Source organism: Nostoc sp., from assembly GCF_036918015.1.
Lineage (GTDB): Bacteria > Cyanobacteriota > Cyanobacteriia > Cyanobacteriales > Nostocaceae > Nostoc.
In genome coordinates this window covers 67,127-83,435 of record NZ_JBALEO010000047.1, presented here as the reverse complement: position 1 = coordinate 83,435, position 16,309 = coordinate 67,127, and the positions used below count along the sequence as shown (strand labels likewise).

The following is a 16,309-nucleotide window of genomic DNA, read 5'->3' as shown; positions in this document are numbered from 1 at the left end:
TGTAACTAAAAGTGCAAAATCTACCAACAAGGGGTGCAGATAAGTTATGGTATGAGCAAACTGGCAAAAAGCGGTGATGAGTTAATATGAGAAAACTTATATTATGGTGCTTGTTTGTCATTGGGCTGGGAGCTGCCATATTTGGTTTCCTGAATTTCCAGGGATTGGCAGCTAAAGGAGAGTTTGAGACGATTTTGCTTGATTTTCGGGAAGATATTCCATCACTTGTGGTGGAACAGGATCTACAAGCGATCGCCAAACAATACAACGTTACACCCCAATTAGACAACAAGTTTTCTAAAAAAGATAATGTGTATATTATCAAGGGCGATCGGCAACGGCTGCAAGAACTGAAAAAATCTCAGTTTGCCCAAGCGACAGAATTCATTGAACCAAACTATATCTACAACAAGATTCCCCAACCAGGTAAAACCGCTTGGCTAGGTGAATTTTTAACACCCCAAGAAGATGAAGAAGCAAGTCCTTCATTAACTGGCCCCAATGACCAATATTACAGCAAGCAGTGGAACTTGCACAAAATCGGTATTGAAGGCGCATGGAGTCAAACTAAAGGCAGTGGCATCACAGTCGCAGTCATTGACACCGGGATTACCAAGGTTCGCGACTTGTATGAGACAAAATTCGTCAAGGGCTACGATTTTGTTAACGACCGAGAAGAAGCCACAGACGATAATGGCCACGGTACTCATGTTGCCGGAACTATTGCCCAAGCCACAAATAACAAATATGGCGTCGCTGGAATTGCCTACGAAGCCAGTCTGATGCCGTTGAAGGTACTCAGTTCTTATGGCGGTGGTACTGTTGCCGATATTGCCGAAGCGATTAAATTTGCTGCTGATAAAGGCGCAGATGTGATTAATATGAGCTTAGGCGGTACTGGTGAAAGCCAGTTGATGAAACAAGCGATCGAGTATGCCCATAGAAAAGGTGTAGTTATTATTGCCGCAGCCGGAAATGAAAACACCAATGGGGCAAGCTATCCAGCCCGCTATCCCTACGTTATCGGTGTTTCGGCAATTGGCCCAGATGGCGAAAGAGCGCCCTATTCTAACTTTGGTGCTGGGGTAGATATATCTGCTCCTGGTGGTAGTGAAGCTGGTAAAATTCTTCAAGAAACTATCGATGAAAAGGGCGAAGGCGTATTTCTGGGCTTCCAGGGTACAAGCATGGCTTCTCCCCACGTTGCCGGTGTTGCGGCATTAATCAAAGCTGCTGGCATCAAAGAACCAGATGAAGTCTTAAAAGTCCTCAAGCAGTCAGCGCGAGTTATTCAGGATGATGGTTTGAACTATTATGGCGCTGGACAACTCAATGCAGAAGCAGCAGTCAAACTAGCCTTTAGCGGACAAATCAGTTTTCCAGATTTCTTCCGGTGGTTACGGGATAGCGGCTATCTTAACCCCGGCTTTTGGATTGATGGTGGTGCGATCGCGCTCTTACCCAAGATTTTAATGGTAGTTGGTTCCTATCTGCTAGCTTGGTTTTTACGGGTTTACTTCCCCTTTACTTGGAGTTGGTCTTTATCCAGTGGACTAATTGCCGGCAGTTCTGGGTTATTCTTCCTCAAGGGAATCTATATTTTTGATCTTCCCCAATGGCCTTTCCGGGTTTTGGGCAGTTCAATTCCTGAACTAGGTAATACCCTCCAGGGAACTGATGCGTTGAATCCCCTATTTGCCAGCGTATTGATTCCCATTGTGTTAATGGCATTGCTGCTGGGACATCCTAGTTGGAAATTGTTTGCCATTGGTTCAACTTTAGGTATAGCAGCCTGCTTGACAGTAAGTGCATTTTTAGATCCCGCAGTTTGGGGATTAGGAACTGGTAACTTAGCACGCTTCTTCCTCATTGCTAATGCCCTAGTCTGTTATGGACTTGCTCGTTTAGCATTGAAAAATGAAGAAAAAATTGCGTAAATTGAGAATGGAAAATCAATTTTTATAACTCCTAACTCTTGTAGAGACGCGATTAATCGCGTCTCTCCTAATTCCCTACTCCCCACTCAGCACTCAGAACTGTTATGAGCATCACACTTACAGGTACAATCGAACGCCGTGATATTGGTACAGGCGCATGGGCGTTAGTCACAGAAGAGGGTGTTACTTACGAAATCCTCAGAGGGGCTGACAAAGACTTACTCAAAGCCGGACAAAAAGCAAAAGTTAAAGGACAGGTGCGTGAAGATATCATGACAACTGCCATGATTGGCCCTGTCCTAGAGGTCAAATCTTTTGAGGCAATTAGTTCTGATTAGCTGTGGAATTCAGAACCTCTTGCAGACGGCTTCTAAACTCCCCTTTGGGATGACCTCCTTTTACCTCACCCACAATCTGAAATTCCCCTTCTGGAGAATTGCAGAGGATGTAAGTAGGCCATCCCATTTCTGATTTATCGGGATATTGAGTTAATAAAATCTTGCGATACTTGCGGTAAGCAGTCGTATCTTGCATCTTGACATCGATAAACTCTAAACCCAGTTCTTCAGCCACCTTTTTGTCATAAAAAGACATTTTGTGGCAGATGCCGCAATCTTCAGAAGAGAACTTAATTACAGCTAAACTCATGGGTTGGCTACTCTTTGATTTTAGGCAAAGTTTTTTAGCATAATGCTATGAAATATTACCATATAGCTGGCCATTAGTGTCAACTTTAGGCTGAAAGCCTAATTCAATATTTTTCCTCATTCTCTGCTTCTAGTGGCATGACAAGCAAAAAAATTGTGCATTAGACGTAGGTTGGGTGGAGCGGAGCGCAACCCAACAGATATCAGGATGTTGGCTTTGGCAAAGCCTCCAACGCCACTTGCTACAACGCTCTTAACCCGCGCAACGCAGTGGCTCCCCAACCTACAATTTTTTTGCAACATTTTAGCCAAGACAGGCCACTACGCCAAGATATCAAGTAGGATGTGTTTATCACTCCAAAGCTATTCACTGTCTGGATTTAGGCTTGCATTCAACATACCAAAATCGAGATTTTTAGAAAAAATAAGGTGCGTTATCTATCTTGGTAACGCACCATCTATTAGCAATTGCAGATTAATAAATCCACATTTTTTATTCTTCTGGCTCTAAATCGACTTCTTCCTCTTCATCTTCTTCACTGGCTTTAGCTACAGAGTTAGCAGAAACAACAGCGCCTTTATCTAACTTTTCACGCACCAGTTTCTTAATTTCTTCAGCAAATTCCGGCTTTTCTTCTAGATACTTAATGGCGTTGTCTCGTCCTTGAGAGATATTATCGCCGTTGTAACTATACCAAGCTCCTTTGCGGACAATGATGCCAGTTTCTTCTGCTAAGTCAACAACACAACCCAAGGTAGAAATACCTTTACCAAAAATAATGTCAAATTCCGCTATTCTAAAAGGCGGCGCTACTTTATTTTTGGCGACTTTGACCTTAACGCGATTACCATATTCGTCTGTACCTTTTTTCAAGGTTTGAATCCGACGAATATCCAAGCGCACCGATGCGTAAAATTTCAATGCGTTACCACCAGTAGTAGTTTCTGGGCTACCGTAAGTAACACCGATTTTTTGTCGCAACTGATTGATGAAAATTACTGTACAACCAGATTTACCAATATTCCCAGTAATCTTACGTAGGGCTTGGCTCATTAACCGCGCTTGCAGTCCAACATGGGTGTCACCCATATCGCCTTCAATTTCAGCGCGGGGAACCAGTGCTGCTACTGAGTCTATGACTACAATATCAACCGCAGCAGAGCGCACAAGCTGATCGACAATTTCCAAAGCTGATTCGCCAGTGTCAGGTTGGGAAATCAGCAAATTGTCAATATCTACACCCAATGCAGCAGCATAAGTAGGGTCTAGGGCGTGTTCAGCATCAACGAAGGCAGCAATACCGCCATTTCTTTGCACTTCGGCGAGGGCGTGTAGCGCTACTGTGGTTTTACCGGAACTTTCCGGCCCATAAATTTCTATTACCCGACCTTTGGGTAAACCACCACCCAATGCTAAATCTAGGGTAAGCGCTCCACTAGAAATCGTTTCCACCCGCATTCGAGTAGCGTCGCCCAGGCGCATGATTGCCCCTTTACCAAAGCTGCGCTCAATCTGGTTAAGCACCATAGTCAGTGCTTTTTGCTTGCCAGAAGTATCGGTGTTGATAGCCATTCTTGTCTCTAATGCCTCTTAATATATGGTTTTAAGGAGTGTTGGTGTCGGAGTTTGAGTAGAACAGATATACTATTTTAACCAGAAAATTCTGGAATAGGACTTCTCAAATCAAAAAAGGGTGTGACAAGATCGTAACTCGATCGCTACCAGATTAGGGTAGTTTTGCACAATGATACCAACTTGCATTCAGAGATAGCTTTTTTTGGCTGGGTAAGCAAGGGTTTTCAAAGAAAAATTATTTAAGCAACACAGGCAATGTTATTCAGCTTATCATCGATAGGACATGAGCATCATCGGGTAAAGGGAAGATGTAGATGGCTTCTAGGGTGGTGGAAACAAAGTCAAGTGAGAGTTATGGATGAAGATTGTTCAAGAAGTTTCTTTAATTAGTGTTGGAAGTTTTGAAGAATCAAACGATTGGTGTATCATTCGCACTGAAATTCGTGATGCTATCTCTCTAATTGTCTATCCTCCAGGTACATCCAGCTTTACAATCAATCCAATAAGGCATGGGAATGGTGTCAAGCCAATTAAAGAAGCTTGCATGATTGCGTTAAGAGATCGGTTTGGATGGAGTCTTGAAACTCGAATTAAATATGCAACTAAATCACCAGGAAAGATTGATGCAACAAAGGTCATTGACAATTATCTTTTCGCTCTTGAGTGGGAAACTGGTAATATTTCCTCAAGCCATCGAGCAGTCAATAAAATGATTCTCGGATTACTACGTGGTATTTTTCTAGGTGCTGCGTTGGTACTCCCTAGCAGGAAACTTTATCCTTATCTAACGGATCGAATTGGGAACTACGAAGAGTTAGAGCCATACTTTGATGTTTGGCGGGCAGTTCAAATCCAAGAGGGTTTTCTTGTAATCTTTGTAATTGAACACGATCGCTTAGATAGCAATGTACCAACACTTACTAAAGGTACTGATGGTCGCGCCTTGGTCTGAAGTTTCCTGCATACATTCTATGTAGAATAAGGAATTGGAAGTTGTAACGCATTTGGGTTGCTTTGTTTTAATTTCTTGCTTCCTCTTGCCGATTCCCATTGTTCTATGATGCCATTAGCCAGATTAGTTAATCGTTCTAGCGCTGGATGTGTATCCCCTATTTCTGAGCCAATCCAGTAACGTTGTAGTTTTTCTGCTGCGTAAAATGTAGTGCCAGAGCCTCCAAATGGATCAACCACAATTTGACCCGGATTAGATGCCATTGCAATAATTCGTTCTAGCATAATAGGAGCAAGTTCGTTGGGAACTCGTTTTTTGTGCCGACGATGCCGAACTGGTGGAATGTCAGTCCATATTTCCTCTGTCAATGTCCATAAAACCTCAGTAGAGTCGGCTTCAGAAGCATCTTCCCAAACGTCTTCTGGCGCATCCCAAACATCCATTAAGTTGATACCTTTCTCATTAAGTTTTTTGCGATGCCCACCATAGTCACGAATTTCTCCACCGCAATGTCGACAAACTTGAATGGGTGTGTAGACTTTGTTGAAGACTGCTGGTTCTCCTTTGGTGTAGTAAATTAGTCCGTAGTGAGCAGGAGACATCTTCTTACCTCTTGGAAAAGATTTTGGCATTCTACAAGCAATCCAATGCCGAAAACACATTCCTTGCCTATTGAGGTATGCACTATACTCTATGCACCATTTGGGTAAGTTGAATACAAATAGACTTCCACCTGGTTTAAGGACTCGAATGCTCTCACTAAGCCACTGTTGCGACCATATTAAATATTTATCTGCCTCCATTTGATCGCTTACACCTTCACCATATTCTTTACCAAGGTTAAAAGGTGGGTCAGCAAATATCAGATCCACAGACTCATTAGGCAATGCTGAAAGGAGTTTAACACAATCTCCCTGATAGAGAATTCCATACTCACTTTTATAAATCTGTTGCAATCCTTGTTGAGTTGCAACATCAGTCGCAATCAGTTGAAAAGGGAGCATTGATTTTACCTTTAGTACTTTTTTGTAGCTTGAGTTTACAAACTCTATTGACAATTGTCAATAGAGTTTTTCTGAGAGGTTGTACTACGGGGTTGATAGGGTTTTCCAGTAGGCTGATTCTTATATCTCTCTACTTCAGCAACTTCCATGTAATAATAACGCCCTAGTTTGCAGGCTATAATCTGACCATTCTTAATTAAGTCGTGTACTCGCTGACGGGTTATACCAAGTAACTTGGCAGTTTGAGCTACAGAGACTAATTCAGAACTTTTGTTAGAAGCAGAGTCTGTCATACATGTTTTCTTGAGCAAGATTTACATTTTAGTCGGTAAGCGCAATTGATGATGTCTACAAAAGATTAAAGCGTTTATTAGCATAAACTTGGGATTTCATTAAAAATGCTAGAATCTCTCCAGCACAAATGCTTTCAGGCATCTTTGATGACTCTCGACCTTCCCGACTCTCTGATTCTTGATACGGCTCTTTCGGTATCTGGATTAACTGACTATATCCGCTTGCTGTTAGAACAAGATGAACAATTGCGGCAAGTTTGGGTAACTGGCGAAGTTTCCAGCGCTAACCACCATCGCAGTGGGTTGTTTTTCACGCTGCAAGATCCCGATCGCACCGCCGGAATTAAGTGTGTAGTATGGAATAGCCAATTGCCAAAACTCGCCCAAATGCCTGTTCCTGGTGAACAGATAATCATTTTGGGTAGTATTCGCGTGTATCCGCAACGGGGAGAGTATCAGTTATCAGTTTGGCAAACTCTACCTGCTGGTGTTGGTTTACAGGCGTTACGCTATCAACAACTCAAAAACCGTTTGCTGGCTGAGGGGTTGTTCGACGCGCAAAGAAAGCGATCGCTCCCCACTCATCCCCAAACGATCGCTGTTGTCACTTCACCAACGGCTGCTGCTTGGGGCGATATTCAAAAAACTCTCAAGCAAAGGTATCCAGGTTTACACGTTTTATTTTCTCCGGCGACCGTACAAGGCGAACAAGCACCAGAATCTATCGTTAAAGCAATTGAGCGCGTGGAAAGAGATGGTCGTGCCGAAGTGCTAATTTTATCGCGGGGTGGTGGTGCGGTGGAAGAGTTGGCCTGCTTTAATGATGAACGAGTGGTGCGATCGCTGGCTAGTTGTTCCATTCCTATAATTACTGGGATCGGGCATCAACGAGATGAATCTTTAGCAGATTTAGTTGCAGATGTATGTGTGCATACACCCACTGCGGCGGCGGAAATGGTTGTGCCAGCACTTTTAGAGTTGTATATTGAGCATCGGCAGCGAGTTGTCGCTTTACATGAGGCGGTGCATGACTTTAAAGAAAATGCTGAGAATAAACTGCAAGTATTACGTAATCGTTTGCGACGTTTGCGGTTAGATCGGCAAGTGCAGCAGGAGGTGGAAAAGCTAGCCTGGAAGCGTCAACATTTGGTGCAAATTACGACTGGGCGATCGCAGCAAGCAACGCAGCATTTAGAATTATTGCGGCAAAAGTTGGCTAGTCTTGACCCGAAAGCAGTGTTACAGCGTGGTTATGCGGTGGTGAGAAGGGAAGATGGAGCGATCGCTCGTTCGGCGGCAGAGTTGGCTGTGGGAGAAGAGTTAGTGATTCAGTTGGGGCAGGGTGGGGTTAAAGTGAAGGTTATGGAAATAAACGAACCGCCAAGACGCCAAGGACACAGAGAGGTTAATGGTTAAACGTAAGAGTGCTTCTAGTTCTGAGGAAGGTTGGAATTATGAGGCGAAGGTGGCTGAAATAGAGGGAATTATTACTCGCATTGAGGCGGGTGAGTTGGAATTGGAAGCTGTGTTTGACCAATTTGCAACTGCTGTAGAGTATTTGCGTCAGTGCGAAGGTTTTTTGCAGCAGCGACAACAGCAGGTAGATTTGTTGATTGAAACATTAAGCCAAGAGTAGATGTCGGAGACTCTAGTTTGAGTCTAGGCTAGTAGTGTGAATATAGGAGTTCGCTTTTTAAGTGAGGTACAAAATACAGGACTCAAAATTTCATATATAAAGCAATACAGTTCACAATGAGCAACAAAACACTTGTAGAGACGGCGATTTATCGCGTCTAAATCCCTGTCACAAAACTTAATTACGAATTACGAATTACGAATTATTCAAGCCAGAGTTCTAATGAAGAGTTGGATAAACAGAGAATGACTGATGAGATCATTGATTTGACAAACTGCGATCGCGAACCGATCCACATTCCCAGTTTGATCCAGCCTCACGGGATTTTACTGGTTTTGCAAGATCCCACCCTGGAAATCCTTCAGGTGAGCAGCAACACCCAGGAAGTCGTTGGCCGTCAACCTGATGATTTGCTGGGCAAGCCGCTATCAGATTTACTCAATGTCAAGCAGATTAAGCTGATTCAACAATGTCTGTCAGAGGATTTCGAGAGCGTTAATCCCCTAAATATATCCATCAAACATCAAAATAAATCAATTCATTTTGATGGCATTATCCATCGTTTAGATAATATTATTATTCTCGAATTAGAGCCGAAAAAAGCGAAGGACAAAACAGGCTTTTTTGACTTCTATCAACAGGTAAGAGGAACCATTACCCGCATTCAGAAAGCACTCACACTACTGGAAATGTGCCAGATTGTAGTTACAGAAGTCCGGCGAATCACTGGTTTAGATCGCGTCATGGTCTATAGATTCGATCGGGAAGGGGCAGGCAGTGTCATCGCTGAAGATACTAATCAGGAAACGCCCTATTTGGATTTACACTATCCGCCCTCTGATATTCCCAAGCAAGCCCGACAATTATACATTCTCAACTGGCTGCGGCTGATTCCAGATGCCAGCTATCAGCCTGCCACCTTAATTCCAGCGAACAATCCTTTGACAAATCAACCGTTGGATCTCAGTCTCTCGGTGTTGCGGAGTGTTTCTCCATTACATCTAGAATATCTGCAAAATATGGGCGTGACTGCCTCCATGTCTATTTCTCTGATGCACGAGCAAAAGCTTTGGGGATTGATTTCCTGTCATCATTCGTCGCCCAAATATGTTTCTTACAATATCCGCACCATCTGCGAGTTCATTGGACAGGTGATGTCTGTGGAACTGGCAAATAAAGAAGCAAGTGAAGATATTGATTACAAAAATCAATTAAAGTCATTACAAACTCAATTTGTGGAAGGCTTGTCTCAGGCTGAGTATTTCCTGGATGGCATGGTGCAACTGAAATCTCAATTACTCAATCTAGTCAGTGCCACGGGAGCGGTGATATGTAGTGGCGACCAGTATATTCAAGTGGGTAAAACGCCATCGGAGTCAGAGATTCACACCTTACTTGATTGGATTAAACCTCAACTGCATCATAACTTGTTTGAGACGCGATCGCTCACTAAAGATTACCCTGCTGCCGAGTCATTTAAAGCGATCGCTAGTGGCGTGTTAGCTCTGGAAATTTCCAAAGTTCATCACAATTACATTCTCTGGTTTCGCCCAGAGGTGATTCAAACAGTAAATTGGGGCGGCAACCCCAACAAGCCTGTAGAAGTTTTCTCAGATGGCAGTTTAAGAATGTCTCCTCGCAAATCTTTTGAATTATGGCAAGAAACGGTGCAAGGATCTGCCCTACCCTGGAAACCTTGCGAAGTTGAAGCGGTTGCGGAACTACGAAGTCTGGTTGTGGGCGTTGTGTTGCGACAGGCAGACAAACTGGCATCGATGAATTTTGAATTACAACGGAGTAACGAAGAACTTGATTCTTTCGCCTACGTTGCCTCCCATGACCTCAAAGAACCGCTGCGGGGCATTCACAACTACGCTAACTTCTTAATGGAAGACTATGCAGACGTACTAGATGGCGATGGAATAGCAAAACTCCAAACCTTGGTGCGGCTGACGCAGCGAATGGAAGACTTGATCAATTCCCTCCTCCATTTTTCGCGGTTGGGACGCGCCGAACTGATCCGGCAACCAGTGAATCTAAACGAGTTAGTACCCCAGGTAATCGCCACCTTGACCATTTCCCGACCGCAAAGCGAAGTCGAGTTTCGTATTCCTCACCCCTTTAAGACAATTCAATGCGATCGCGCTCAGATTAATGAACTCTTCAGCAACCTAATCAGCAACGCCATTAAGTATAATGATAAACCCCAGAAGTGGGTCGAAATTGGTTTCATCGAAGGAGCTACTTCCACGTCTCTAACTTTCTACGTTCGTGATAACGGCATTGGCATCTCCCCAGAGCATCTCGACAAAATCTTTGAAATCTTCCGCCGCTTACATGGACGGGACGAATTTGGCGGTGGCACTGGGGTAGGATTAACCATTGCCCGCAAAATTGTGGAGCGTCACGGTGGTAGAATCTGGGTGGAATCTACCCCCACTGAAGGTAGTACATTTTACTTCACCCTTTCAGCGGAGGCAAATACATGACTCAGATTTCAGTCTCCCCGATGCAGCAAATGCCACTACTTTTAATTGTCGAGGATAGCAACGAAGACTTTGAGGCACTGCAACGATTTCTAGGGCGATCTACCATTGCGATCGCTATTCAGAGGTGTGTGAATGGGGAACAAGCCTTGGCATTTCTTTATCGAACTGGCAGCTATGTAGAGCGCCAGAGTGCGCCCCGTCCCGGCTTGATTGTGCTTGACTTGAACCTGCCTGGAACCGATGGACGAGAAGTGTTACGCCGGATTAAACAGGATGACAACTTGAAGATGATTCCGGTGGTGGTGTTTACTACCTCTAACAATCCTAAAGATATTGAAGTATGCTATCAATATGGTGTCAACAGCTATATTGTTAAACCAATCAATTTTGCTCAACTGAAAAGAGATATTCAAATGCTCGTGGAATATTGGTTTGAAGTAACGACATTGCCTGATTACCCGCAGGATTCCTTATGTTAAAATCTTTACATTGGTGAGGATTTTAGCGCTATTTTTAAAATAGTAATCTCTCTATGATAACCTGCGGAATGTGGGCTTTAACTCTATCCGCTCAATTAATTTTACGATGTCTCAGCAACAGCGCACCCTCCTAATTGTCGATGATTCCCCAGAAGATCGAGAACTTTATCGGCGATATTTGTTGCGCGATCGCGAGTCTTCTTACACTATCCTAGAAGCAACGCTGGGACAACAAGGGCTAGAACTTTGGCAGCAACATCAGCCTGATGCTGTGTTGCTTGATTATCGACTGCCCGACATGGACGGACTGGAATTTCTGGCACAATTGCAACCCTCCACCCAACAGCCTTGCCTACCTGTGATTGTCGTCACTGGGCAGGGCAATGAGGCGATCGCAGTTAAGGCGATCAAAGCGGGCGCACAAGATTATATTATCAAAGAGCAAATCACCCCAGAAGGGCTGCAAATAGCCGTCAATGGGGCAATTGAAACCGTGCGGCTACGCACCCAACTACAACAGCGTATTGAACGAGAGCGCGTAGTCGCACATATTACCCAGAAAATTCACCAATCGCTGAATCTGGATGAAATTCTTCAAACAACTGTAGCCGAAGTGCGAGAATTTCTGCACACCGATCGCGTCTTGGTTTTTCAGTTAAAACCTGACGGGAATGGCACAGTAATAGCAGAATCAGTTGGGACACAGTGGCGATCGCTGCTTTCGTCTACTATGTACGATCCCTGCCTTGCTGAGAGCTACATTGTCTCGAATCGACCGCAACCTGTCAGGCACGATACCGCCTCGATTAAGAATTATATCGAACGTTATTATCAGGGGCAAGTAACGGCAGTATCAGATATTCACGATGGCAGTATTGACCCCTGCCACGCTGAATTGTTGGCACAGTTTCAAGTCAAAGCTCATCTGGTTGTACCAATTCTGCAAGACAACCAGTTTTGGGGATTGCTAATTGCTCATCATTGTACCTCCACTCGATTTTGGCAGCCCTTAGAAATTGACTTGCTTAAGGAGTTGGCAACTCAGATGAGTATCGCCTTACGACAGGCAGAACTGTATCAGCAGGCACAGCATGAACTAAAGGAACGCCAGCAGGTAGAAGCAGAACTACGCCAGAGCGAACAACGGCTGCGATTGGCACTATCAGCTTCGCGGATGGGAACGTGGAACTGGAACATCCAAACCGGAAAAATTTCCTGGTCGGATAACCTGGAAGCCGCATTTGGAATGGAGCCAGGAGAGTTTGACGGCTCATTCGAGATGTTTGCCGCGCGAGTCCACCCTGACGATCGCGATCGCGTTCTAGCAGTCGTCAATCGTGCCATCGCCACCGGAGAAGACTATGATATTGAATTTCGAGTAGTATATCCTAATGGTACGATTCGGTGGGCACTGAGTCAGGGTAAGGTATTCTACGACCAACACGGGCAACCGATTCAGATGGCGGGTATCGATCTCGATATCACCGAACGCAAACGATCAGCCGAAACTCTGCGCGAGAGTGAGGAACGTTTTCGGCAGCTTGCAGAAAATATTGATGCGGTGTTCTGGATCAAAGAAGTGTTGGAAAATCGAGTTAGCTATGTTAGTCCTGCATATAAACGCCTGTGGGGATTGAACCCGGAAGAATTGTATCAAGGACAACAAGCATGGGTCGATCGTATCCACCCAGAAGATCGAGAAGCGACAGACAGAGCGTTTCATGAAAAAGCTATTGCAGGTAAATTTGATGAGGAATACCGGATTATTTTAGCCGATGGTAGTATTCGCTGGGTTCACGATCGCTGCTTTCCCCTTCGAGATGAAACCGGAGAGATTTATCGGTTTGCAGGCATTGCCGAAGACATTAGCGATCGCAAGCAAGCAGAGCAAGCCTTACGAGACAGTGAAGAACGCCTGCAAATGGCACTAGAAGGCTCTGGTGGCGGTCTCTGGGATTGGAATATTGTTACCAATGAAGATTATTTAAGTTCCCAATGGCTGGAAATGCTGGGATATGAGCAAGGAGATTTACCTGGGGACTTTAGCGGTTGGGAGCGACTGATTCATCCTGAAGATAAAGTTTGGGTGATGGAACGGTTGAATGCTCATCTTCACGACGATTCGGTATCTTACAAATTTGAATATCGAATGTTAACCAAGTCTGGGGAGTGGAAATGGATAGCCAACCACGGAAAGGTAGTTTCGCGCGATCGACAGGGCAATCCACTCCGCCTTTCAGGCATCCATCATGATATCAGCCACCGCAAACAGGCAGAACTTGCTCTGCGAAAGAGCGAAGAACGTTTCCGCACCTCGGTTGAAAATATGCTGGACTGCTTTGGGGTATACCGTGCTGTACGGAATGAGCAGGGACAGATTGTCGATTTTGTGACTGAATATGTGAATAGTGCGGCTTGTTTCAACAATCAAATGACTTATGAGCAGCAGATTGGGCATGGGTTGTGTGAATTACTACCAGGGCATCGTGACAGTGGATTGCTTGATGAATACTGCCAAGTAGTAGAAACAGGACAACCGCTCATTAAAGACAGCCTAGTTTATGAGGATGATTACGGACAGCAACGCTTAGTTAGAGCCTTTGATATCCGCGTGGCTAAATTTGGAGATGGATTTGTTGCCACTTGGCGAGATATCACCACTCGCCAACAAACCGAAGAAGCCTTGCGCCAGAGTGAAGAATTTAAAAACCGCATTTTAGACAGCAGTTCTGATTGCATCAAGGTATTAAACCTTGATGGGCGTCTGCTGTACATGAATACAGGTGGACTGTGTTTGATGGAAATTGACGACTTAAATGCCCATCTCAATAATGAATGGCTCTGTTTCTGGGAAGGCAGTTCTCGGCAACAAGCAGAGGAGGCACTTGCTGCCACTAAAACAGGCAAAGTCAGCATTTTTAACGGATACTGCCCAACTGTAAAAGGTACTCCGAAATGGTGGGAAGTGGTCATTAGCCCGATTTTGGATGCCTCCGGGCAGATGGAACGAATCTTGTTGATTTCACGAGACATTACCGATCGCAAAAAGATAGAACTCCTCTTGCAGGAGAGCGAAGCCCGGTTGAAATTGGCGTACAAAGCCACGCAATCGGGATTATGGGACTGGGACATTATCCACAACAAAGCTCATGTATCTGAAGAGTACGTCAATCTGTATGGGCTTGACCCAACCACAAAGGAAATCACCTATCAACTGTGGTTAAGTCTCTTGCACCCAGACGATCGCACCTCAGCCAATGAAGCGGTGAGTCGCACCATCCAGCAACAGGAAGAGTACTATGAAGATAACTTCCGCACTATACATCTTGATGGCATTCGCTGGTTAGCATCTAAAGGACAAATTTTCTATGATGCTGCGGGCAATGCGGTACGGATGGTCGGTAATGTACAGGATATCACCGATCGCAAACAAGCTGAAATCGAACGCGATCGCCTATTGCAACTAGAACAAGCAGCCAGAGCCGAAGCCGAACGCGCCAATCGGATCAAAGATGAATTTTTGGCGGTTCTCTCCCACGAATTGCGATCGCCTCTTAACCCAATTCTCGGCTGGACAAAACTGCTGCAAACCCGCAAATTTAGTGAAGCCAAAACAGCCGAAGCCTTAGCCACCATTGAACGCAACGCCAAATTGCAAACTCAACTGATTGATGACTTACTCGATGTCGCCAAGATTCTACGCGGCAAACTCAGCATCGAGGCTACTCCTGTGAATCTGGCATCTGTGATTGAATCTGCGATCGATACAGTAAATACAGCAGCCCTTTCCAAATCAATTGTGTTGCATTCCATACTGCCAAATATTGGGCAAGTCTGTGGAGATTCCAACCGCCTTCAACAAATCGTTTGGAATTTACTTTCCAACGCGATCAAGTTTACCCCCAAGGGAGGACGCGTAGAAACCCGACTAGAGCGAGTCAACGAGCAAGCACAGATTACCGTCAGTGACACTGGTAAAGGCATTAACTCAGACTTTCTCCCATATATTTTTGAATCATTCCGTCAGGAAGATGTCTCAATTACCCGCAAGTATGGGGGGTTAGGATTGGGGTTAGCGATCGTCCGGCAGTTAGTTGAAGCTCACGGCGGCACCATCGCGGCTGATAGTCCTGGTGAAGGCTTGGGAGCAACCTTTACAGTCCAGTTGCCACTGCTAAATATTGAACCGGAAATCAAGCAGCTAGATGAATTGCCACAACCAGCACTCGAACTTACGGGGATTCGAGTCCTCACAGTTGATGACGATCCCGATGCTCGTGAACTACTAACAGTATTGCTTACTGAATACGGAGCTACAGTCTTAACTGTTGCCTCTGCGGCAGAAGTTTTAGCAAATCTGGAGTCTTTTAAACCCGATGTTTTAGTCAGTGATATTGGGATGCCCGAAGTCGATGGTTATTCCCTAATTCAACAGATCCGCATCTTAACGCCCGAAAAAGGGGGAGAGATCCCCGCGATCGCTTTGACTGCTTATGCCAGAGTTGATGATTACGAACGAGCTATAACCAGTGGTTATCAACGACACGTTACCAAGCCCCTCGATCCAGAAGAGTTAGTTCAATCTGTGGTGGCACTTGTACACAGTAAACCATCTCATTCCTCAAAATGATTTGGTTTAATCTATGATAATTTATCACAAAGACGCGATAAATCGCCGTCTCTACAATAATCAGACGCGATTCATCGCGTCTCTTGCCTTAACCGAACAGTATTGCTACGTCTCTACATTGTTTTTCGGTGCTACCTCTCTGTAGATATAGCTCGAATTTAAACATCAGTTGTCAAAATTGGAGCATTTGTTGCAAACGCTCTTTCATGTATAAGAAATGCTTAAGCATTTGCAGTAAATGTATAATTAGTTGTTGCAAACGTTTAATACTTTGCAACAAATGCTCTTCCATGTATAAGAAACGCTTAAGCATTTGCTGCAAATGTATAATTAGTTGTTGCAAATGTTTAATGCTTTGCAACAAATGCTTTTCCATGTATAAGAAACGCTTAAGCCCTTGTAACAATCATTGTAATGAACTTATAAATCTATTTATTACCTGAAACATAACAGCAAAGTCCAATACAGTTCAGTTAAGCTTCTCTTCCTTTGCGTCCTTCTCTGACGAGACGCTGTGCGTAGCTTGCTTCTCCGTAGGAGTATGCGTCCTTCTCTACGAGACGCTACGCGTAGCTTGCTTCTCCGTAGGAGTATGCGGTTCGTTAAAAAAAGGATTTTAGCCTTAACTTAAGAGTATTGCAGTAAAGGCAGTGTTTGCAGAAAGAA

General features: G+C 44.5%; 12 protein-coding genes. 8 read left to right on the top strand and 4 right to left on the bottom strand.

Annotation, left to right across the window (positions count from 1 at the left end; all coding sequences use genetic code 11):
* Nucleotides 1-86 precede the first annotated feature (86 nt).
* Nucleotides 87-1,937, top strand: coding sequence for a S8 family peptidase (locus V7K61_RS11160; RefSeq protein WP_335053385.1), 1,851 nt, complete (start codon nt 87-89; stop codon nt 1,935-1,937).
* Nucleotides 1,938-2,041: 104 nt separating this feature from the next.
* Nucleotides 2,042-2,275 carry a hypothetical protein gene (locus V7K61_RS11155; RefSeq protein WP_334838410.1) on the top strand — a complete coding sequence of 78 codons (234 nt, stop codon included), beginning with the start codon at nt 2,042-2,044 and terminating at the stop codon, nt 2,273-2,275.
* On the opposite strand, the gene V7K61_RS11150 is transcribed toward V7K61_RS11155, so the two are convergent.
* Entirely contained in the window at nt 2,262-2,585 is a 324-nt protein-coding gene (locus V7K61_RS11150; protein WP_335053384.1) for a thioredoxin family protein, read from the bottom strand. The genes V7K61_RS11155 and V7K61_RS11150 overlap by 14 nt on opposite strands.
* 492 nt (nt 2,586-3,077) lie before the next feature.
* The gene (gene recA, locus V7K61_RS11145; RefSeq protein ID WP_099103724.1) at nt 3,078-4,157 is read right to left on the bottom strand and encodes a recombinase RecA; all 1,080 of its coding nucleotides are present in this window, start codon (nt 4,155-4,157) and stop codon (nt 3,078-3,080) included.
* Nucleotides 4,158-4,518: 361 nt separating this feature from the next.
* Here recA and V7K61_RS11140 point away from each other — a divergent pair, with 361 nt between their 5' ends.
* Entirely contained in the window at nt 4,519-5,112 is a 594-nt protein-coding gene (locus tag V7K61_RS11140) for a restriction endonuclease (protein ID WP_335053383.1), read from the top strand.
* Nucleotides 5,113-5,129: 17 nt separating this feature from the next.
* On the opposite strand, the gene V7K61_RS11135 is transcribed toward V7K61_RS11140, so the two are convergent.
* Together V7K61_RS11135 and V7K61_RS11130 are read right to left on the bottom strand one after the other, a co-directional pair.
* On the bottom strand, nt 5,130-6,116 hold the full coding sequence (locus V7K61_RS11135; protein ID WP_335053382.1) for a DNA-methyltransferase: 987 nt from the start codon (nt 6,114-6,116) through the stop codon (nt 5,130-5,132).
* 44 nt (nt 6,117-6,160) lie between these two features.
* Nucleotides 6,161-6,409: a helix-turn-helix domain-containing protein gene (locus V7K61_RS11130; RefSeq protein ID WP_335053381.1), complete on the bottom strand. Its 249-nt coding sequence runs from the start codon at nt 6,407-6,409 to the stop codon at nt 6,161-6,163.
* A 147-nt stretch (nt 6,410-6,556) separates the two neighbouring features.
* Here V7K61_RS11130 and xseA point away from each other — a divergent pair, with 147 nt between their 5' ends.
* The 5 genes from xseA to V7K61_RS11105 all read left to right on the top strand — a co-directional run bounded on the left by xseA (nt 6,557) and on the right by V7K61_RS11105 (nt 15,643).
* On the top strand, nt 6,557-7,825 hold the full coding sequence (gene xseA, locus V7K61_RS11125; RefSeq protein WP_335053446.1) for an exodeoxyribonuclease VII large subunit: 1,269 nt from the start codon (nt 6,557-6,559) through the stop codon (nt 7,823-7,825).
* Entirely contained in the window at nt 7,818-8,045 is a 228-nt protein-coding gene (xseB, locus tag V7K61_RS11120; protein ID WP_094348247.1) for an exodeoxyribonuclease VII small subunit, read from the top strand. The genes xseA and xseB overlap by 8 nt, the downstream gene beginning before the upstream one ends.
* Nucleotides 8,046-8,290: 245 nt before the next feature.
* A complete protein-coding gene (locus V7K61_RS11115) occupies nt 8,291-10,534 on the top strand; it encodes an ATP-binding protein (RefSeq protein WP_335053380.1) in 2,244 nt (747 codons plus the stop codon).
* Nucleotides 10,531-11,013 carry a response regulator gene (locus V7K61_RS11110; RefSeq protein WP_335053379.1) on the top strand — a complete coding sequence of 161 codons (483 nt, stop codon included), beginning with the start codon at nt 10,531-10,533 and terminating at the stop codon, nt 11,011-11,013. Before V7K61_RS11115 ends, V7K61_RS11110 begins: the two co-directional genes overlap by 4 nt.
* Before the next feature lie 106 nt (nt 11,014-11,119).
* Complete coding sequence (locus tag V7K61_RS11105; protein WP_335053377.1) at nt 11,120-15,643, top strand: PAS domain-containing protein; 4,524 nt, start codon at nt 11,120-11,122, stop codon at nt 15,641-15,643.
* Nucleotides 15,644-16,309 lie beyond the last annotated feature (666 nt).